Source organism: Pseudomonas sp. TE24901 (assembly GCF_054058375.1).
In genome coordinates this window covers 203,937-224,284 of sequence record NZ_JBSSAF010000005.1, presented here as the reverse complement: position 1 = coordinate 224,284, position 20,348 = coordinate 203,937, and the positions used below count along the sequence as shown (strand labels likewise).

Sequence of the window (20,348 nt, the reverse complement as noted above, 5' to 3'; positions counted from 1 at the left end):
CTTGATAAAGAACAATAAAAGCAGGGAGTTAGAGATGACTGCTCAGGTTTCATCCGAAGCAAGCCGCGCCGACATTCTTCAAGACGAGGTACTGGCCGACGTTCGCAACCATATCGGCCACCTCACCCTCAACCGCCCGGCGGGCTTGAACGCCATTACCCTGGACATGGTGCGCAGCCTGACGCGGCAACTGCAGGCCTGGGCCGATGACCCGCAGGTGTACGCCGTGGTCCTGCGCGGTGCCGGCGAAAAAGCCTTCTGTGCCGGGGGTGACATCCGCTCCCTGTACGACAGTTTCAAAGATGGCGACACCCTGCACCAAGACTTCTTCGTCGAGGAGTACGCCCTCGACCTGGCTATCCACCATTACCGCAAACCCGTGCTGGCCCTGATGGATGGCTTTGTCCTCGGCGGCGGCATGGGCCTGGTGCAAGGTGCCGACCTTCGGGTGGTGACCGAGCGCAGCCGCCTGGCGATGCCGGAAGTCGCCATCGGTTACTTCCCTGACGTCGGCGGCAGCTATTTCCTGTCGCGTATCCCGGGTGAACTGGGCATTTACCTCGGCGTGACCGGCGTGCAGATTCGTGCCGCAGACGCCCTGTATTGCGGGTTGGCCGATTGGTTTCTCGACAGCACCAAACTCGCCGAGCTTGACCAGAAACTCGACCGCCTGCAGTGGCACGACTCTCCCCTCAAGGACTTGCAAGGCGTACTCGCCAAGCTCGCCGTGCAACAACTGCCGGACGCGCCCCTCGCCGCCCTGCGCCCCGTCATCGACCACTTCTTCGCGTTGCCGGACGTGCCGAGCATCGTCGAGCAACTGCGTGCCGTCACCGTTGCCGACAGCCACGAATGGGCGCTGGCCACTGCCGACCTGATGCAAACCCGTTCCCCGCTGGCCATGGCCGTGACCCTGGAAATGCTCCGCCGTGGCCGCCGCCTGCCGTTGGAGCAATGCTTTGCGCTGGAATTGCACCTGGATCGCCAGTGGTTCGAGCGCGGCGACCTGATCGAAGGCGTTCGCGCCCTGATCATCGACAAGGACAAAACCCCGCGTTGGAACCCGCCCACGTTGCACGGGCTGGACGCCACCCACGTCGAGAGCTTCTTTCACGACTTCGCGCAAAAGGTTCAATAAGCCATGCAAGACATTGAATACACAGAAGAACAAGTGATGATCCGCGACATGGCGCGCGACTTTGCCCGTGGCGAAATTGCGCCCCATGCGCAAGCCTGGGAAAAAGCCGGCTGGATCGACGATGGGCTGGTTGCCAAGATGGGCGAGCTGGGCCTGCTAGGCATGGTGGTCCCCGAGGAATGGGGCGGCACCTATGTCGACTACGTGGCGTATGCCTTGGCGGTGGAAGAAATTTCAGCCGGCGATGGTGCTACGGGTGCCCTGATGAGTATCCATAATTCAGTGGGTTGCGGGCCGATCCTCAACTACGGCACCACCGAGCAGAAACAGACCTGGCTGGCTGACCTCGCCAGTGGCCAGGCGATTGGCTGCTTCTGCCTCACCGAACCCCAGGCCGGTTCCGAAGCCCACAACCTGCGCACCCGCGCCGAACTGCGCGACGGCCAATGGGTGATCAACGGCGCCAAGCAATTTGTCAGCAACGGCAAACGCGCCAAGCTGGCCATCGTGTTTGCGGTCACCGACCCGGACCTGGGCAAGAAAGGTATCTCGGCGTTCCTGGTGCCAACGGATACGCCGGGCTTTGTGGTCGACCGAACGGAACACAAAATGGGTATTCGGGCGTCAGACACCTGCGCCGTCACCCTCAACCAGTGCACCGTGCCCGAAGCCAACCTGCTGGGCGAGCGTGGCAAAGGCCTGGCCATCGCCCTGTCCAACCTGGAAGGCGGTCGCATTGGCATTGCCGCCCAAGCCCTGGGTATCGCCCGTGCCGCCTTCGAAGCTGCGTTGGCCTACGCCCGCGACCGTGTGCAATTCAACCAGGCGATCATTGAGCATCAGAGCATTGCCAACCTGCTGGCCGATATGCAGACCCGGCTCAATGCCGCACGCCTGCTGATCCTGCATGCTGCGCGCCTGCGCAGCGCCGGCAAGCCGTGCCTGTCGGAAGCGTCCCAGGCCAAATTGTTTGCCTCGGAAATGGCCGAAAAGGTCTGCTCCTCGGCCATGCAGATTCACGGCGGATATGGGTACCTGGAGGATTACCCGGTGGAGCGTTACTACCGGGATGCGCGAATCACGCAGATTTACGAAGGGACCAGCGAGATTCAGCGGATGGTGATTGCCCGGGAACTGAAAAACTACCCGCTCTGACAAATACACCAAAAACCCAATGTGGGAGCGGGCTTGCTCGCGAATGCGCAGTGTCAGTCATCCAATGTATCGACTGATTCACCGCATTCGCGAGCAAGCCCGCTCCCACATTTTGATCTCTAGCGATAGCAGACCGGGTTATTGGTCTTTGAAGTCGGGCGCGCGCTTGGCCACGAACGCGGCCATGCCTTCCTTCTGGTCCTGGGTCGCAAACGCGGCATGGAACACGCGGCGTTCAAAGCGCACGCCTTCGGACAGGCTCACCTCAAAGGCGCGGTTCACGCTTTCCTTGACCATCATGCTGATCGGCACCGATTTGCCCGCGATCAGGGTGGCGACTTTCAACGCCTCGTCCAACAGCTCATCGGCCGGCACGATCCGCGCGACGATGCCGCAACGTTCTGCTTCGACCGCATCGATAAAGCGCCCGGTCAGGCACATCTCCATGGCCTTGGCCTTGCCCACGGCGCGGGTCAGGCGCTGGGTGCCGCCCATGCCTGGCAGCACGCCGAGGTTGATTTCGGGCTGGCCGAACTTGGCGCCGTCGCCGGCCAGGATGAAGTCGCACATCAACGCCAGCTCGCAGCCGCCGCCCAGGGCAAAGCCGTTGACGGCGGCAATGATCGGTTTACGACGGTTAGCCACGCGGTCGCTGTCGCTGAACAGGTCGTCGAGGTAGATCTGCGGGTAGGTCAGCTCGGCCATTTCCTTGATATCGGCACCGGCGGCAAAGGCCTTCTTCGAACCGGTCAACACGATGCAGCCGATTTGCGGGTCGGCTTCCAGGCCGTCCAGCGCCTGGTTCAGTTCGCTGACCAGTTGCGCGTTGAGGGCGTTCAGGGCCTGCGGACGGTTGAGGGTGATCAGGCCGACACGGCCCTGGACGTCAAGCAGGATGGTTTCGTAACTCATGTATCGGCTCCTTAGAGATTGCGTGAGATGACCATGCGTTGAATATCGCTGGTGCCTTCGTAGATCTGGCAAACCCGCACATCGCGGTAGATGCGCTCCAACGGGAAGTCACTCAGGTAACCGTAACCGCCCAGGGTTTGCAAGGCGGCCGAACAGACTTTCTCGGCCATTTCCGAGGCAAACAGCTTGGCCATGGAGGCTTCCACCAAGGCCGGCTTGCCGCTGTCACGCAGGGCGGCGGCGTAGTGCACCATCTGCCGAGCCACGGCGATTTGCGTGGCCATGTCCGCCAGGCGAAAGGCCACGGCCTGGTGTTCGATCAGCGCCTTGCCGAAACTTTCGCGCTCACGGGCGTAGTCGCGGGCCGCTTCAAAGGCGGCGCGGGCCATGCCCACCGATTGCGAGGCGATACCGACGCGTCCGCCTTCCAGGTTGGCCAGGGCGATCTTGTAACCTTCACCCTCCTCGCCCAGGCGATTGGCGACCGGCACCTTCACGTCCTCGAACAGGATCTGGCAGGTGTCGGACGCATGCTGGCCGAGCTTGTCTTCGACCCGCGCCACGGTATAACCCGGCGAGTCGGTAGACACGATAAACGCGCTGATCCCGCGCTTGCCGGCCGCAGGGTCGGTCACGGCAAACACGATGACGATGCCGGCGTTCTGCCCGGAGGTGATGAACTGCTTGCAGCCGTTGAGTACGTAGTGCTCGCCGTCCAGCCGCGCGCGAGTTTTCAGGCTGCTGGCATCGGAGCCGGCCTGGGGTTCGGTCAACGCAAACGCGCCGAGCATGGCGCCGCTGGCCAGGGGTTTGAGAAAGCGCTCTTTCTGGTCGTCGTTGCCGAACGTGAGGATCGGCACACAGCCCACCGAGTTGTGCACGCTCATGATGGTCGAGCACGCCCCGTCACCGGCCGCGATCTCTTCGAGGGCCATGGCGTAGGCCAGGTAGCCGGTGTCGCAACCGCCCCACTGTTCCGGCACCAGCATGCCGAAAAAACCCAGTTCGGCCATCTCGCCGATGGCTTCCTTGGGAAAGCGGTGCTCGCGGTCCCAGTCCGCGGCGAAGGGTTTGAGGCGTTCCTGGGCAAATTGCCGGGCCGCGTCGCTGATTTGCAGTTGTTCGTCATTGGGCAGCATGGGGGTGAGTCCTTAATACAGGCATTCGACGGCCATGGCGGTGGCTTCACCACCGCCGATGCAGATGGCGGCCACGCCTCGCTTGAGGCCTTTCTGGCGCAGGGCCGAGAGCAGGGTCACCAGAATGCGTGCGCCCGAGGCGCCGATCGGATGGCCCAAGGCGCAGGCGCCGCCGTGGACGTTGACCTTGGCATGGGGAATTTCCAGTTTGCTCATGGTCACCAGGCTGACCACGGCGAAGGCTTCGTTGATCTCGAACAGGTCGACTTCACCCAGGTTCCAGCCGGTCTTGCTCATCAACTTGCGGATCGCGCCGACCGGTGCCACCGGGAACAGCCCTGGCTCATCGGCAAATGCGGCGTGCCCATGAATCACCGCCAGCGGCTTGAGGCCACGCTTTTGCGCCTCGGACTGACGCATCAGCAGCAACGCCGCCGCACCGTCGGAAATCGAACTGGAGTTAGCCGCTGTGACGGTTCCGCCTTCGCGAAACGCCGGTTTCAAGCTGGCGATCTTGTCGATCTTGGCTTTGGGCGGCTGCTCGTCATGCAGGATGGTTTTTTGCTCTTTGCCTACAGTGACCTGCACCGGCACGATTTCGGCGGCGAAGTTGCCATGGTTGATCGCTTCCTGCGCACGGGTCAGGGAGGCAATGGCAAACGCGTCCTGGGCTTCGCGGCTAAAGCCGTTGTGTACCGCGCAGTCCTCGGCAAAGGTGCCCATCAGGCGGCCTTTGTCGTAGGCGTCTTCCAGGCCGTCGAGGAACATATGGTCCAGCACCTTGCCGTGGCCCATACGGTAGCCGCTGCGCGCACGGTCCAGCAGGTACGGCGCGTTGGACATGCTCTCCATGCCACCGGCAATCACCACGTCGACACTGCCGGCCAGCAGCGAGTCGTGGGCCAGGATCGCCGCCTCCATGCCCGAGCCGCACATTTTGTTGAGGGTGGTGCAACGCGTGGATTTATCCAGGCCGGCGCCCAGCGCGGCTTGCCGTGCCGGTGCCTGGCCAAGCCCAGCGGGCAGTACGCAGCCGAACAGCACTTCATCGACCGCGTCGCTGGCAATACCGGCGCGTTCGACCGCCGCACGGATGGCCGCAGCACCCAGCTGCGGTGCAGTCAGGCCCTTGAGGTCGCCCTGGAAACCGCCCATTGGCGTGCGGACAGCGCTGACAATAACAATCGGATCGCTCATGGGGTGTGCTCCTTACTTGGCTGCCATGCGCAAGGCACCGTCGAGACGGATCACCTCGCCATTGAGCATGCTGTTTTCAATGATGTGTCGCACCAGGGCGGCGTACTCGGCAGGCTTGCCCAGGCGTGGCGGGAATGGCACGCCGGCCGCCAGGGAGTCACGCACCTCAGGGGTCATGCCGGCCATCATCGGCGTTTCAAAGATGCCCGGGGCGATGGTCATGACGCGGATGCCGAAGCGCGCCAACTCACGGGCGGCAGGCAAGGTCAGGCTGGCAATCGCGCCTTTGGAGGCAGAATACGCGGCCTGGCCAATCTGCCCGTCGAACGCGGCCACCGAAGCGGTGTTGATGATCACGCCGCGCTCGCCATCGGCATTCGCTTCGGTTTCCGCGATGGCGGCGGCGGCCAGGCGCAGTAGGTTGAAACTGCCGATCAGATTGACGTTGATCACCTGGGCAAAGCTGGCCAGCCCGTGGGGACCGTTCTTGCCGAGGATTTTTTCGCCGCGTACCACGCCGGCGCAGTTCACCAGCCCGTGCAGCCCGCCAAAGGCGGCGACGGTGGCCTGCACCGCGGCTTCAGCGGCGGCTTCCTGGCTGATATCGGCGACCGCACTGCGGGCGTTATCCCCCAGTTGCTTGGCCTTGGCCGCCACCGCGTCGGCGTTCATGTCCACCAGCATCACCTTGGCGCCGGCCGCGACCAGCATCTCGGCAGTCGCCGCGCCGAGGCCCGAAGCACCGCCGCTGACCAGAAAAACCTTGTTTTGGATATGCATCATTGTGTCCTTGAAAAAAGGTCAGGCCACCGCCGCCTTGGCGATTTCCTGATTACGTAAAATAAAGCGTTGCAGCTTGCCGCTCGGGGTCTTGGGCAAGTCGCTGACGAATTCGATTTCCCGGGGATACGCGTGCGCCGCCAGGCGCTTGCGCACGTGCTGGCGCAGCTCTTCGGCGAGTTCCTCGGTGGCGCGGTAGTGCGCATTGATCACTACAAAAGCCTTCACCACTTCGGTGCGTTGCGGGCAAGGTTTGCCCACCACAGCCGCTTCGATCACCGCTGGGTGCTCCACCAGGGCGCTTTCCACGTCGAACGGGCCGACCCGGTAGCCGGAGGTGGTGATCACGTCATCGCTGCGCCCGACGAAACTGATGCTGCCGTTGGGGTTGAGCTCCACGGTGTCGCCGCTGAGGTAGTACTTGCCGACGAAGGCCTTGGTCTTCACGCCGTCGTAGCCGGCAAACCAGCACATCGGTGATTGCTCGCGGTCGATGGCCAGGATGCCGGGCACGCCGGCCGGCAGTTCTTGATAGTCGTCGTCCAATACCACGATGCGATGGCCCGGCGAGGCAAAACCCGCCGAGCCGACGTGCACCGGGTGCTCCAGGCCATGGTGATTGCACAGCACCATGCCCAGTTCGGTCTGGCCGTAGTGGTCGTGGATGGTCACGCCGAGGTTGTCGGCAAACCAGCGAATCACTTCCGGGTTCAAGGGCTCGCCGGCGCTGCTGACAATGCGCAGCTTGCCCTTGATCGACTGGGCGAACTGCTCGCCACCGGCAATCAGCAGGCGGTAGGCCGTTGGCGAACCGGTGAGGTTGGTGATGCCGTATTTGTTGATCACCCGGCACGTGCTTTCCAGGGTGAACGCCCCATCGTAGAAGGTGATCGGGTGGCCCATGGACAGTGGGCCGGTCACGCCGAAATAAATGCCATAGGCCCAGCCCGGGTCGGCGACGTTCCAGAACGCGTCTTCAGGGCGCAGGTCCACGGCGTCGCGGGTGTAGCTCTGGAACGCGACGATGGCCTTGAGCGGCACCGACAGCGCCTTCGACGGGCCGGTGGTGCCCGAGGTGAACATCAGCAGAAACGGGTCATCGGCGCTCAGCAGCACGGGGGCGCAGTCATTGGAATGGTTAGGCAGTTCGGCCCAGAAACTGTAGTCGCCGCGCACGATGCCTTCGCCTTTGGGCCCGGCGACGGTGACGATGGTCGGGCAGCCCTCAACTTCGGCGAGCTTGGGCCGGTTCACCGCGTCGGTGACCACCAACTTAGCGCCCGAGCTGCCCAGGCGGTGTTCGATGGCCTTGGGGCCAAAGGCGGTAAACAGCGGTTGATACACGGCACCGATACGCCAGGTGGCCAACACCACCACCAACAATTCAGCGGTGCGCGGCAGCAGGCCGGCCACCTTGTCGCCGCGCGTGACGCCCTGGGCCAGCAGGAAATTGGCAAAACGTGAGGCCTGGTCTTGCAACTCGGTGAAGGTGGACGTGGCGCTGCGGCCGTCCTTGCCCTCCCAGAACAACGCAATTCGCCCCGGCAGCGCGTGGCGGTCGCAACACTCCACACAGGCATTGAGGCCCTGCAGGGTGCCGGCCAACGCGGCGTCGACGGTGCGCTGGTAATCGAATTCGGTAGTGGCAGCCAAATACTCACGCATTGCTTCAAATCCTTCTGTATTTTTATTTTCAGGACATTTTGCATCACACGAATCGCGGAAATAGTCGCTCTAGAGCGGCGCAGCAGCAATGGTCAAAGCCTTCAACATGGCTGACTGGTTTGGCCAATCATCGAGCGCGCTTATCAACGGGTTGGCCCAAGCGATTGGACGTCGCGGGTGCCAGCTTCTAACCTGAGGGCCTGCGCCACATAAGAAGCCCCGCCCGATGATCGTCCGCCCCAAACCCAACCTCTTGGGTATCCTGTTCTCCCTCAAAGGCTCGATTGCCAAGCGCATTGCCCTGCGCAGCTTGCTGGTGACCTTGCTGGCTTCAGTGATCGTGTTGGTAGAAACCTGGCACCCGGCCTATTTTTCCAAGGTCAACGCCACGCCGTTCACCTTACTGGGCCTGTCGCTGTCGATCTTCATGAGTTTTCGCAACAACGCCTGCTACGACCGCTGGTGGGAGGGGCGCAAGCAGCTGGGGCAAATGATCATTGATGTGCGCTCGTTGATCCGCGAAACCCAGGTACTGGGCGATACGCCGGAGCGTGCTGGCCTTTTGCGCGGGCTGTGCGGGTTTGCCCATGGGCTGATCGCGCGCTTGCGCCTGGAGGATGAAACTCGCGCAATCGCCCCTTGGGCCTCGGTCGATCAAGGGCATCCGAACCTGCCAGATCAAGTCCTGCAACGACTCGGCGCACGGTTTTCTGCGCTGACTGAGCAAGGCGTGATCAGCGAGTGGCGTTACACCCAACTGGAAACCCGGCTGGTCAGCCTCAGCCAGGTGCAGGCCTCGTGCGAGCGGATCAAGCACACGCCGCTGCCCTTCCCCTACACCTTGTTGCTGCACCGCACCATCTACCTGTTCTGCATCTTGCTGCCGTTTGCCATGGCCGAGCCGCTGGGCTGGTTGACGCCGGTGTTCACCGCCATTGTCAGCTACACGTTCTTTGGTCTGGATGAGATTGGCGACGACCTGGAAGACCCCTTCGGTTTCGACGAAAACGACCTGCCGTGCAACGCCATCCTGCGCACGTTGGAGCGTGAGGTCCGCGCCGCCTTGGGCGAAACCGACCTGTCGCCGCCCCTGGAGCCCGTGGAGTACGTGCTCACCTGATACAGGTTTGACACTCGCCGTGGTCTGACCGAAGCTGGTGGCTTTGCGATAGCTGCCCCAGCTTTTGGACGCCTGCATGTCAAAGTCACGCCGTTACGCCCTCATCGGCCTGTGCGCCCTGTTGTCTATTGTGCTCATCACCTGGTTTTTCTCCCGTTCCACTCAAGTGACCGTGCCGCCGGCGATTGCCCATGGTTACGCCAAGGCGCTGCGCCAGGCCCATAACGGCGAGCCGGGGGCCGCGCGCGTTCTGTACCAGCAGTTGGGCCGCCCTGATCTTTCGCCCGAGCGACGTGCTGCATTGCACGCAGAATTGCCCAACTACCCAAGCCCCCAGGCCCTGAAACTGGCGGATAAAGACCTGGCCAATGATGCGCCACTGGTCCGCGAAGCGGCGATCCACAGCATTGTCGGCCTGGTGCCCACCGGCCAGCGCACCTTGCTGCTCGGCCCGGTATTGGACGACCCTGAACAAGACGTGCGCTTTGCCGCCGCCAATGCATTGCTGGGCCTGTCGCCGGATACCTTGGGCTTGTACTTTGGCCCGTTGCAGCAAGTGCTCGATGAATTCGTGAAAAAACTCAAGGGCCAGCCCGAAACCGCCGAAGGCTGGATTCAACTGGCGCGCCTGTACATCCACAGCGCCTTGTTGCCAGATGCGCAAAACGCCCTGGAGCAGGCCATGCGCTTGCAGCCGGACAACCTGCAGGCCGTGGTTGCGCAGATCGAGCTGCTGGACAAGCAAGGCAAGACCGACGAATCGCGCCAACTGCTGGCGCGCCAATTGGCGGCCCACCCGGAGTCGGCCTACCTGCAACACGCCCTGGGCATGTGGTTGCTGCACCATGGCGAGCGCCCGTATGCCCTGCTCGGCCTGTCCAAGGCGGTGGAACTGGAGCCGGACAATCAGGATTACCGTTACGACCTCGCGACCACGTTGCATGCCCAGGAAGAATTGGAAGCCGCCCAGCGCCAGTTGGAAGAAATCGTGCAGCGCCATCCCGCCAATCGCAAAGCTCGGGTGTTGCTGATCAACTATTGGAAAGAAACCGGCCAGTTGCAGAATGTGCAAGTGTTGCTGGCCCAGCTTGAACAACAGAACCCGGACGATCCGGCGCTTCAGCAAGGCCTGTAGCTGCGCTACAAAAACTTGTAAATCAACGCGTCCGCTGTACAAATATCATCAAACGTTGAACCGCCACGAGCCACTACGGTCAAGTGAATATGGCGCGCCCCCAGGTGGCGCGCCCCTCTACTTGTACGTGACCTGAGGGCACTTCTTGTCTACATCCAATACGCTGTTCAGTGAAAAGGCGGCCACCGGCATCGAAGGTCTTGATGACATTCTTTCCGGGGGGCTATCGCGTAGCCATCTGTTCTTGCTGGAGGGTGAGCCGGGCACCGGCAAGACCACCGTGGCCCTGCATTTCCTGCAGGCCGGTGCAAACAACGGCGAGCGTTCGCTGTACATCACCCTGTCGGAGACCGAGCGTGAACTGCGCCAAGGTGCCAAGTCCCATGGTTGGGACTTGGACGATAATATTCATATCTTCGAACTGACCCCGCCCGAGAGCCTGCTTAACGCCGAGCATCAGCAGAGCCTGCTGTACTCCTCGGACCTGGAACTGGGCGAAGCGACCCGGCAGATCTTCGAAGTGGTGGAACGGGTCAAGCCGACCCGTGTCGTGGTCGACAGCCTGTCCGAGATTCGCCTGCTGGCCCAGAGCTCGCTGCGCTATCGCCGGCAGATCCTGGCTATCAAACATTACTTCGTGCGCTACGACGCCACCGTGTTGCTGCTGGACGACCTCACCACCGAATCCCTCGACAAGACCGTGCACAGCGTGGCCCACGGGGTGATTCGCCTGGAAGAACTGACCCCCAACTACGGCGCCGAACGCCGTCGGGTGCGGGTGGTGAAGTACCGCGGCCAGAAATACCGGGGTGGCTTCCATGACTTCACCATCATGCAAGACGGTGTACACGTATTCCCCCGACTGGTCGCGGCCGAGCACCGGGGTGGCTATAACCGCCAAACGTTGAGCAGCGGCATCAAAGAGCTGGATTCGTTGCTCGGTGGCGGCATCGAGACCGGTTCCAGCAGCCTGATTCTCGGCCCGGCGGGTACGGGCAAATCGCTGATTTCGATGATTTTCGCCGCCGCCGCCGTAGCCCGTGGCGAGAAAGCCGCGCTTTTCATCTTTGATGAAGAGCTGGGCCTGCTGTTCGAGCGCATGAAAAACATGGGCATCGACCTTGAGGCGCTGCAAGCCACCGGCAACCTGCTGATCGAACAGGTGGACGCCGCCGAGCTGTCACCCGGCGAGTTCTCCCACCGCGTGCGGCGCTGCGTGGATGAGCGCGGCATCAAGACGGTAGTGATCGACAGCGTCAACGGCTACCAGGCCGCGATGCCAGAAGAGAACGCGCTGATCCTGCACATGCACGAGTTGCTGCTGTACCTCAACCGTCGCGGCGCCGCGACCTTCATGACCGTGGCCCAGCATGGCCTGGTCGGCGACATGCAGGCGCCGGTGGACATCACCTACCTGGCCGACACGGTGATTCTGCTGCGGTACTTCGAAGCGCTGGGCAAGGTGCGTCGCGCGATCTCGATCATCAAGAAACGCACCGGCTCCCATGAATCGACCATCCGAGAATACCGTATCGGCAGCCGCGGCATGACCGTGGGCGAACCCCTGGACAACTTCCAGGGTGTGCTGCGCGGCATCCCCACCTACCTCGGTGCCGGTTCGCCTCTGCTCAAGGATGAGGGCTAGTGGCCGAACCTATGCTGGTCTCCGAGCGCGCGATTATTCTTGCGCCCTTGGGGCGCGACAGCAGCCTGGCGTTGATGATGCTCAACGAAGCCGGCTACAGCGGCATCGTTGCCAACAACCTGGCCCACCTGTGCGACGCGCTGGAGCAAGGTGCCGGCTTGCTGGTGATCGCGGCCGAAGCCTTGCGCGGCGTTGAGCTGGACCCGCTGCTGGAGTACCTGCACCAGCAGCCGGCCTGGTCCGACCTGCCGATCGTGCTGATGACCCATCACGGCGGCAGCGAGCAGAACGGCTCGTCACACCTGAGCGGCCTGCTGGGCAACGTCACCTTCCTGGAGCGGCCGTTTCACCCCGTTACCCTGATCAGTATGGTCAGCGCCGCCCTGCGCGGCAGACGCCGGCAATATGACGCGCGGGACCGTCTGATCGACCTGAGCGAAAGCGAACGGCGCCTGCAAAGCACCCTGGAAACCTTGGAGCAGCAGGTGGAAGAGCGTACCGCCCAGTTGCGCTACAACGAGGATGCACTGCGCCAGTCGCAGAAAATGGAAGCGGTCGGCCAGTTGACCGGGGGTATCGCCCATGACTTCAACAACATGCTCACCGGCATCATTGGCAGCCTGGAGCTGCTGCGACGTCGCGTGGCACGGGGCAAGCTGGACGACCTCGACAGCCTGATCGACCTGGGCGTCACCTCGGCCAACCGCGCCGCCGGCCTCACCCACCGCCTGCTGGCGTTCTCCCGTCGTCAATCGCTGGACTCCAAGCCCGTGGAGATCAACCAATTGGTCAGCTCCATGGGCGAGCTGCTGCAGCGCAGCATCAACGAAAGCATCGCCCTGGACATGCGCCTGACCCACGAGCTGTGGACCGCCGAAGCGGACCCCAACCAACTGGAAAGCGCCCTGCTCAACCTGGTGATCAATGCCCGCGACGCCATGCCCAACGGCGGCCAGTTGGTGGTTGAAACCACCAACCGCCACCTCGACAGCGTGTTTACCGCCGCTTATGGCACGTTGAAACCCGGTGATTACGTGGAGCTGAGCGTCAGCGACACCGGTTGCGGCATTCCGCAAACCCTGTTGAGCCGTGTGTTCGACCCGTTTTTTACCACCAAGCCGATCGGCCAGGGTACCGGCCTGGGTCTATCGATGATTTACGGTTTTGCCCGCCAATCCCATGGGCATGTGACGATTCACAGTGAAGTCGGTAAAGGCACGACGGTGAGTCTGTTTCTGCCGCGCTTTTTAGGCGAAATCGCGCAGGTAGAGGCAGCCAACCCGGCGCTGTTGCCATTCGCCAATGCCGGCGAAACCGTGCTGATTGTCGAGGACGACCCGGCGGTGCGCGTCTTGGTCAGCGCCGTGCTCAAGGAGCTGGGTTACGGCTTTGTCGAAGCGGGCGACGCCGATACAGCGGTGCCGATCATCGAGTCGGACCAGCGTATCGACCTGTTGATCAGCGATGTCGGGTTGCCCGGCATGAACGGTCGGCAACTGGCGGAAATCGGCCGGCAGATCCGCCCGGAGCTCAAAGTACTGTTCATCACCGGATACGCCGAACATGCAGCGGTACGCGGCGGCTTTCTGGACCCGGGGATGCAGTTGATCACCAAGCCCTTCACCTTCGACCTGCTGACCGCCAAAGTCCGCGAAATGATCAAAAGCCTGTAGTGAGCGGGCTTGCCCCGCGCCGCGCAGTGTCAGCCTCCTCATAGATAGCTGACACACCACCGCACCGCGCGCTCGCTACTACGCCAACAGCCGCTGGATGTGTTCCTGAAGGGTATCAAGGTCAAACGGCTTGGCCAGGATCGGTGCATTGCGCGTGATCGGGCTGTTGCAGTCGAGGATTTCCTGCGGGTACCCACTGATAAAGATGACTTTCAATTCCGGGCGCAGCTTGATTGCAGGCTCGGCGATCTGTACCCCGGAAATGCCGCCAGGCAAGCGGTAATCGGTGACCATCAGGTCCAGGTGCGGCTTGGTGGCCAGAATCTCGAAGGCCTGTTCGCCATCGATCGCCTTCAATACCCGATAGCCCAGGCCCGCCAGGTATTCACCCAGCACAAACATAATGGATTCGTCGTCCTCGACGATGAGAACGACATCTTGTGCATCTTCACTCATGGGAAGCCTTAATCCGGTCAATTGCTGCAATTACGACCATGGGGTCACGCAGAAGGTTGCGTCAAGCTGACGATTGATTTCATACCGACGCTTCAAGGGGCAGGCACACCCGAAACAGGGCGCCCTCGCCTATCTGGCTTTCGACTTCGATAGTGCCGCCATGGGCCGCGACGATCTGCTCGGAAATAAACAGCCCCAGGCCCAACCCGGCCGCGACGTGGCTGGCCGACACCCGCTCGAACTGCTGAAAAATGCGCTTCTGGTTCTCTTCGCTGATACCAATACCCCGGTCACGCACTTCCACCCGTGCCTCACCGTGTTCGGTGTACACCCGCACATCTACCGGGCTCTTGGCCCCGTAGCGCAAGGCGTTGGTCAGCAGGTTGGTGATCACTTGCTCGATGCGGAACTCATCCCAGTTGCCTTCCACAGGCCCTTCGACCACCAGTTGCATGGTCGAGCCAGCAGCGGCCACCTGCGGCGCGAAGTTTTCCACCAGGTTGTGCACCAACTGCGCCAGGTCAAACCGTGCAGGCCGGATCGACAGCTTGCCGGTACGGATGCGCGACACGTCGAGCATGTCTTCGATCAGGCGGATCAGGCTCTGGATCTGCCGTTCATCGCGATCGACCATGGCGTGCATCTTGTCCAGGGTGAACGCGGCGGCGTTGTCCCGGGCCAGGTGCATCTTGCGCAGCTGGGTTTCGAGGATCAGGCCATTGAGAGGCGTGCGCACCTCATGGGCGACGATCGACATGAAGTCATCACGCATGCGCACTGCCTGCTCCAGCTCGGCCTGGGTGGCCTGCAGGCGTGTCAGCAGCAGTTCCTGTTCGCGCCGGCTGCGCTCCAGGGCTTCGACCTGTTGCTTCATGGCCTTGCTCTGGCGGTACAGGTCGACGAATACGTTGACCTTGCTTTTGACCGCGTGGATGTCCAACGGCTTGTGCAGAAAGTCCACGGCGCCGCTTTCGTAACCCTTGAACGCGTAGTTGAGTTCGCGGCCAGCGGCGCTGACGAACACGATCGGGATGTTCTTGGTCTTTTCGGTGCCGCGCATCAGTTCGGCCAGCTCGAAACCGTTCATGCCGGGCATCTGCACGTCTAGAATCGCCATGGCGAACTCGTGCTCCAGCAACAGTGACAAGGCCTCGTCGGCGCTCAATGCCTTGAACACCTGGCGGTCCTCGCGCTTGATCAGCGCTTCGAGGGCGAGCAGGTTTTCCGGCAGATCGTCAACGATCAGCAGTTTGGCCTGGACAGTACTTAACATGGGGAATATTCCAGGGAAGCCAGCAATGAGCCAATGCGGCTCAAAGAAAGAATGTGGTCAGGTGTATGCAGTGCCAGGGCCGCCCGGGGCATCACGGCCACACGCGCTTCGGCAGGGTCTTGCACCACGGTGGTTCCGCCCTGCTGCTTGACGTGGGCCAGGCCACGGGCGCCGTCGTGGTTGGCGCCGGTCAGCAGGATGGCCATCAGGCCTGGGCCATAGGTGTCGGCGGCGGACTCGAACAGGTAATCGATGGCCGGCCGCGAATGGTGCACCCGGTCTTCCTGGCTCAAGGACAGGCTGTGGTCATGCTCTACCGATAGATGATACCCAGGGCCGGCAAAATACAAGGTGCCGGGCCGGATCGCCTCCTTGTCACGCGCCTCGACCACCGGCATCGCCACACGGCGGTCGAACACCTCGGCCAGTTGGCTGCGGCGCTCGTCTGGCAAGTGCAGCACGGTGATGATCGGCAGGCCGAAACCGCTGGGCAGCTCACCGAACACCGTCAACAAGGCTTCGACGCCGCCTGCGGATGCGCCGATCACAATCGCCTCTATCCCCGGGACACGTGCCGGGCCTGCCGCCACTGGGTTCATAGTTTTCGGTAGATCCGTTCCTGCTTGACCAAGGGTTCGAATTGTTTGCCGAAAGCCGAGAAATCCAGGGTTTCCTTGCTGCCCAGCACCAGGAAACCACGATGGCACAGCGACTCATGAAACAATCCAAACGCCCGATCTTGCAATTTTTTATTGAAATAAATCAATACGTTACGACACGAAATTAATTGCGTTTCTGAGAATACGCTGTCGGTCGCCAGGCTGTGATCGGCGAAGGTCACGTTCTCGCGCAAGGTCTTGTCGAAGATCGCGTAATCGTATGCCGCGGTGTAGTAGTCGGCAAATGAACGTTGGCCACCGGCCTGCTGGTAGTTGGCGGTGTAGGCGCGTACGTTCTCCAAGGAGAAGATCCCCTGCTTGGCCTTGTCCAGCGATGCCGGGTTGATGTCCGTGGCGTAGATGATCGTGCGCTCCAGCAGCCCTTCCTCACGCAGCAGGATGGCCATGGAGTACACCTCTTCACCGGTGCTGCAGCCGGCGATCCAGATCTTGATCGACGGGTACGTCTTGAGCAGCGGCACCACCTCCTGGCGGATCGCCAGGAAGTGCGACGGGTCGCGAAACATCTCGCTCACCGGAATGGTCAGGAACTGCAGCAGTTGCATGAACGCCGCCGGGTCATGCAGCACCCGCTCCTGCAGCGCCGAAATCGTCGCGCAGTCGAACTGGCGCAGGGCATGCGCCACGCGGCGCTTGACCGACGCGCCGGAGTAGTCGCGAAAATCGTAGCTGTACTTGAGGTAAATCGCCTCGATCAACAGGCGCAGCTCAATATCGCTGCTTTTGTCCAAAAAACTTCGCTCCACTTAAATCCGTTCCATCTTGGGTAGCCACACGCGAATCAGTGAGAACAGACGGTCCAGATCAATCGGCTTGGCCAGGTAATCGTTGGAGCCGGCTGCCAGGCAGCGCTCCTGATCGTCTTTCATGGCCTTGGCCGTCACCGCGATGATCGGCAGCTTTTTCCAGCGCGGGTCCTGGCGAATCAAGGCGGTGGCCTCGTATCCGTCCATTTCCGGCATCATCACGTCCATCAACACCAGGTCGATATCGTCGACTTCATTGAGTTTGTCGATGGCTTCACGGCCGTTACGCCCGATCACCACCACGGCGCCTTTGTGCTCCAGGGCGCTGGTCAGGGCGAAGATATTGCGCACATCGTCGTCCACCAGCAGGATTTTGCGCCCCTCGAAGACCTTGTCGCGGCTGCGCGCGGTCTTGAGCATCTTCTGGCGGTCATGGGACAGCTGGGATTCGACTTTGTGCAGAAAGAGTGTCACTTCGTCCAACAGGCGTTCCGGCGAGCGCGCGCCCTTGATGATGATCGAACGCGAATACTTGCGCAGCTCGGCCTCTTCATCCCGGGTCAGGTTGCGCCCGGTGTAGACGATCACCGGTGGGAACGAGCAGATGTCCTCGGTGGCCATGCGCTTGAGCAGCTCGTTGCCGAGCATGTCCGGCAGTTTCAGGTCGATGATCATGCAGTCGTAGACGTTGGTACGCAGCAGGTCGAGTGCGGCCTGGGCGTAACCAACGTCGGTGATTTCGATGTCATCGTCACCGATCAGGCGAGCAATGCTGTCACGCTGCAGGTCATCGTCCTCTACCAGCAGCACGCGCTTGACCTTCTGGGTCAGCTTGGCTTCCAGTCGGGCGAACACGTCCTTGAGTTCTTCGCGGGTGGTGGGCTTGACCGCATAACCCACGGCGCCCATGTGCATGGCGGCCTCGACGCGGTCTTCCACGGAAATCACGTGCACCGGGATGTGCCGGGTATCGGCGTGTTCCTTGAGGCGTTGCAGCACAGTCAGGCCGGAGTGGTCCGGCAGGCGCATGTCCAGCAGGATCGCATCCGGGATGAACTCTTCGGCCAGGCTGTAGCCTTCATCGGCACCGTGGGCCACCAGGCAGTGATAGCCCAGCTCGTGGGCCAGGTCGAACAGGATGCGCGCAAAGTTGGGCTCGTCTTCCACCACCAGGATGCAACGGTTGGTGAACGGTGCCTTGTCGCGGTCATCGGCAAAGCGCGGGATGGCGGCTGCGTCAGCCACCAGCAACGGCGACACCTTGATCGGCGTCGGCGTCGGCGCGGGCGCTGCCACCACCTGGCGCGGTTGCTCAATGGCCGGCGCATCCGCTTCACGTTCCACATACTGCTCGGGCATGACCAGGGTAAACACGCTGCCCTTGCCCGGCTCGCTGGTCACGCTGATATAGCCACCGAGCAAGGTGGCCAGGTCGCGGGAGATCGACAGGCCCAGGCCGGTGCCGCCGTAACGGCGGTTGGTGGTGCCGTCGGCCTGGCGGAAGGCTTCGAAGATGCTTTCCTGCTGGTCCGGCGCAATACCGATACCGGAATCGCGCACGGTAAAGGCAATGCCCTCCCCCGGCGCACGGGACACCGACAGGCTCACCTCGCCCTGCTCGGTGAACTTGATCGCGTTGGACAGCAGGTTCTTGAGGATCTGTTCCAGGCGCTGGCGGTCGGTGAACAGCATCGCCGGCGCGTCAGCCTGAACCTGCAGCTGGAAGCCCAGCTTGCGATCGGCCGCCAGCGGCTCGAACAGGCCACGCAGGCCGTCCACCAGGCGCGCGACGCTGGAGTTCTCCGGACGCATTTCGAGCTTGCCGGCTTCCACCTTGGAAATATCCAGGATGTCGTTGATCAGGTTCAGCAGGTCGTTGCCGGCCGAATAGATCGACTCGGCAAACTTGACCTGCTCGGCACTGAGGTTTTCCTGGGGGTTCTCGGCCAGCAACTTGGCCAGGATCAGCGAGCTGTTCAGCGGTGTGCGCAACTCGTGGGACATGTTGGCGAGGAATTCGGACTTGTACTTGCTGGAACGCTGCAGTTCGTCGGCGCGGTCTTCCAGCTCCATCTGGGCCCTGTTGAGCTCGATGTTCTTGCGGTCCATGGCGTCGCGCTGTTCGGCCAGGGTCTGGGTCTGCTCGGCCAACTGCTCATTGGTCTGCTCCAGTTCCGCCTGCTGGGTTTCCAGGTGAGCCTGGGATTCCTTGAGGATGCGCGACTGTTCTTCCAGCTCTTCGTTGGCGGTCTTGAGCTCTTCCTGCTGCACTTGCAGCTCTTCGTTGAGCTGCTGGGTCTCGGCCAGCACTTCCTGCAGGCGCTGGCGATAGCGGGCGGCCTCGATGGAGGTGCCGATGTTGCCGGCGATCAGCTCCAGCAGTTCCACGTCACGCTCCTGCACCGGGCGCAGGAAGCCCAGCTCGATCACGCCGTTGACGCGATCATCGTCACTGGTGGGCATCACCAGCACGCTGCGGGTCGAACCTTCACCGAGGCCGGAGCTGACCTTGAAGTAGTCCACCGGCACGTCGTCGAGGCGGATCAGGCGATCCAACTGCGCGGCCTGGCCGACGATGCCTTCATCGCTGTAGATCGACTGCTCCAGTTGCTCCTGCTCACGAGAGAAGCCATAAGTGGCCACGCGGCGCAGGCCGCCATGCTCTTCGCGTACATACAACGCCGCCACGGCCGAGCCCATGTATTGGGCAAAAAACTGCAGGATATTGCGGCCGAGCATGTTCAAGGTCAGTTGGCCCAGCACCTGTTCCGCCAGTTCAGTCTGGCCGTTGCGCAACCAGGCCTGCTGCTCCAGGCGCCCCGCAATCCTCTGCTGTGACGCGAGGTTTGCGTTGTAACTCTCTGATAACGAAACCAGATTTTTTCGGCCGATATACGCCAGGAAACCGCTCAGGCCGAGCACGAAGGCCAGGTACAGGGTGACACTGATAATGGTGGTACGGGTGACTTCTTCGTTACGGGTGATACGGAACTGCTGCTCCATCGCCACCGCATCGTCGTATTCCTTGCGGATCTCATCGGTCAGGCGCTTGCCTCGCCCCGCCTTGACTGCGCTGCGGTAGTCACCGCTTTCGCGCTGCATATCAATCATCGACTGGGCGTACTTGTTCCACTCGATCTGCAAGGCTTCGAGGCGCTTGAGGCGATCCACCTGCTGGGGATTGTCTGCCACCAGCTCCTGCAGGTTGCGCAGATCGGCAATGATCCGTGGCTTGGCCACTTCGTAAGGGTCGAGGAAATGCTCGTCGCCAGTGATCAGGAAGCCGCGCATGCCAGTTTCCAGGTCCACCGTCAGCTTGGATGACTCATTGAGGTTGTTGATCACCCGGTCGGTGTGCTCCACCCACTGGATCACCGTCAACAAGTAGGTGATCAGGCAGACGAAAAACACGGCACTGAGCACGCCCACACCCAGGGGCAAGGCCACATTTCGGCTCAGTAGATTACGAAAGCTCTTTTCATCGACGGACGACGCAGGAGTCATGGGCATGCCTTGGCCAAGTGTGTAAAAACCGGGAGTTTGCCCCAAAGTCGATGGCCAGGGCTATGTTTACGCGACAACTTGGGGCAAATGCCTACCGATTCGTACGAAGCAAAGGAGGTTCGAGCGAGAC

General features: G+C 61.9%; 16 protein-coding genes. 6 read left to right on the top strand and 10 right to left on the bottom strand.

The genetic code is table 11. The features are described from left to right. Positions 1 to 34: 34 nt before the first annotated feature. Both ACVWVP_RS12140 and ACVWVP_RS12135 read left to right on the top strand, forming a co-directional pair. Positions 35 to 1,138 (top strand): enoyl-CoA hydratase/isomerase family protein, encoded by a 1,104-nt coding sequence (locus tag ACVWVP_RS12140; protein ID WP_259171398.1) that lies wholly within the window; start codon positions 35 to 37, stop codon positions 1,136 to 1,138. A gap of 3 nt (positions 1,139 to 1,141) precedes the next feature. Then, positions 1,142 to 2,293 carry an acyl-CoA dehydrogenase family protein gene (locus ACVWVP_RS12135; RefSeq protein WP_178920177.1) on the top strand — a complete coding sequence of 384 codons (1,152 nt, stop codon included), beginning with the start codon at positions 1,142 to 1,144 and terminating at the stop codon, positions 2,291 to 2,293. Between the two features lie 138 nt (positions 2,294 to 2,431). Here ACVWVP_RS12135 and ACVWVP_RS12130 read toward each other — a convergent pair whose 3' ends face one another. From ACVWVP_RS12130 to ACVWVP_RS12110, 5 genes are read right to left on the bottom strand one after another with little or no spacing between them, the layout of a single operon-like run. Beyond that, positions 2,432 to 3,205 (bottom strand): enoyl-CoA hydratase, encoded by a 774-nt coding sequence (locus ACVWVP_RS12130; RefSeq protein ID WP_176996084.1) that lies wholly within the window; start codon positions 3,203 to 3,205, stop codon positions 2,432 to 2,434. An 11-nt stretch (positions 3,206 to 3,216) separates the two neighbouring features. Continuing rightward, positions 3,217 to 4,344 carry an acyl-CoA dehydrogenase gene (locus ACVWVP_RS12125; RefSeq protein WP_457406085.1) on the bottom strand — a complete coding sequence of 376 codons (1,128 nt, stop codon included), beginning with the start codon at positions 4,342 to 4,344 and terminating at the stop codon, positions 3,217 to 3,219. Between the two features lie 12 nt (positions 4,345 to 4,356). Beyond that, positions 4,357 to 5,541 carry an acetyl-CoA C-acyltransferase gene (locus ACVWVP_RS12120; RefSeq protein ID WP_178926046.1) on the bottom strand — a complete coding sequence of 395 codons (1,185 nt, stop codon included), beginning with the start codon at positions 5,539 to 5,541 and terminating at the stop codon, positions 4,357 to 4,359. Between the two features lie 12 nt (positions 5,542 to 5,553). Continuing rightward, positions 5,554 to 6,321 carry an SDR family NAD(P)-dependent oxidoreductase gene (locus ACVWVP_RS12115; RefSeq protein ID WP_259171401.1) on the bottom strand — a complete coding sequence of 256 codons (768 nt, stop codon included), beginning with the start codon at positions 6,319 to 6,321 and terminating at the stop codon, positions 5,554 to 5,556. 21 nt (positions 6,322 to 6,342) lie between these two features. Continuing rightward, positions 6,343 to 7,986 carry an AMP-binding protein gene (locus tag ACVWVP_RS12110; protein WP_457406080.1) on the bottom strand — a complete coding sequence of 548 codons (1,644 nt, stop codon included), beginning with the start codon at positions 7,984 to 7,986 and terminating at the stop codon, positions 6,343 to 6,345. Positions 7,987 to 8,212: 226 nt separating this feature from the next. Here ACVWVP_RS12110 and ACVWVP_RS12105 point away from each other — a divergent pair, with 226 nt between their 5' ends. The 4 genes from ACVWVP_RS12105 (at position 8,213) to ACVWVP_RS12090 (ending at position 13,559) form a co-directional block, all read left to right on the top strand. After that, complete coding sequence (locus tag ACVWVP_RS12105; protein WP_457406077.1) at positions 8,213 to 9,106, top strand: bestrophin family protein; 894 nt, start codon at positions 8,213 to 8,215, stop codon at positions 9,104 to 9,106. Positions 9,107 to 9,182: 76 nt separating this feature from the next. After that, entirely contained in the window at positions 9,183 to 10,241 is a 1,059-nt protein-coding gene (locus tag ACVWVP_RS12100; protein WP_178926111.1) for a tetratricopeptide repeat protein, read from the top strand. Positions 10,242 to 10,386: 145 nt separating this feature from the next. Further along, on the top strand, positions 10,387 to 11,886 hold the full coding sequence (locus ACVWVP_RS12095; protein WP_259171404.1) for an ATPase domain-containing protein: 1,500 nt from the start codon (positions 10,387 to 10,389) through the stop codon (positions 11,884 to 11,886). An 11-nt stretch (positions 11,887 to 11,897) separates the two neighbouring features. Beyond that, positions 11,898 to 13,559: an ATP-binding protein gene (locus ACVWVP_RS12090; protein ID WP_457406351.1), complete on the top strand. Its 1,662-nt coding sequence runs from the start codon at positions 11,898 to 11,900 to the stop codon at positions 13,557 to 13,559. A 78-nt stretch (positions 13,560 to 13,637) separates the two neighbouring features. Here ACVWVP_RS12090 and ACVWVP_RS12085 read toward each other — a convergent pair whose 3' ends face one another. The 5 genes from ACVWVP_RS12085 to ACVWVP_RS12065 form a co-directional block, all read right to left on the bottom strand. Continuing rightward, on the bottom strand, positions 13,638 to 14,015 hold the full coding sequence (locus ACVWVP_RS12085; RefSeq protein ID WP_003217591.1) for a response regulator: 378 nt from the start codon (positions 14,013 to 14,015) through the stop codon (positions 13,638 to 13,640). A 79-nt stretch (positions 14,016 to 14,094) separates the two neighbouring features. Continuing rightward, positions 14,095 to 15,288 carry a hybrid sensor histidine kinase/response regulator gene (locus ACVWVP_RS12080; protein WP_178921856.1) on the bottom strand — a complete coding sequence of 398 codons (1,194 nt, stop codon included), beginning with the start codon at positions 15,286 to 15,288 and terminating at the stop codon, positions 14,095 to 14,097. Continuing rightward, positions 15,282 to 15,887 (bottom strand): chemotaxis protein CheB, encoded by a 606-nt coding sequence (locus tag ACVWVP_RS12075; protein ID WP_178921858.1) that lies wholly within the window; start codon positions 15,885 to 15,887, stop codon positions 15,282 to 15,284. Before ACVWVP_RS12075 ends, ACVWVP_RS12080 begins: the two co-directional genes overlap by 7 nt. Then, on the bottom strand, positions 15,884 to 16,714 hold the full coding sequence (locus tag ACVWVP_RS12070; protein ID WP_371319340.1) for a CheR family methyltransferase: 831 nt from the start codon (positions 16,712 to 16,714) through the stop codon (positions 15,884 to 15,886). The genes ACVWVP_RS12075 and ACVWVP_RS12070 overlap by 4 nt, the downstream gene beginning before the upstream one ends. Then, complete coding sequence (locus ACVWVP_RS12065) at positions 16,715 to 20,218, bottom strand: response regulator (RefSeq protein WP_457406072.1); 3,504 nt, start codon at positions 20,216 to 20,218, stop codon at positions 16,715 to 16,717. Positions 20,219 to 20,348 lie beyond the last annotated feature (130 nt).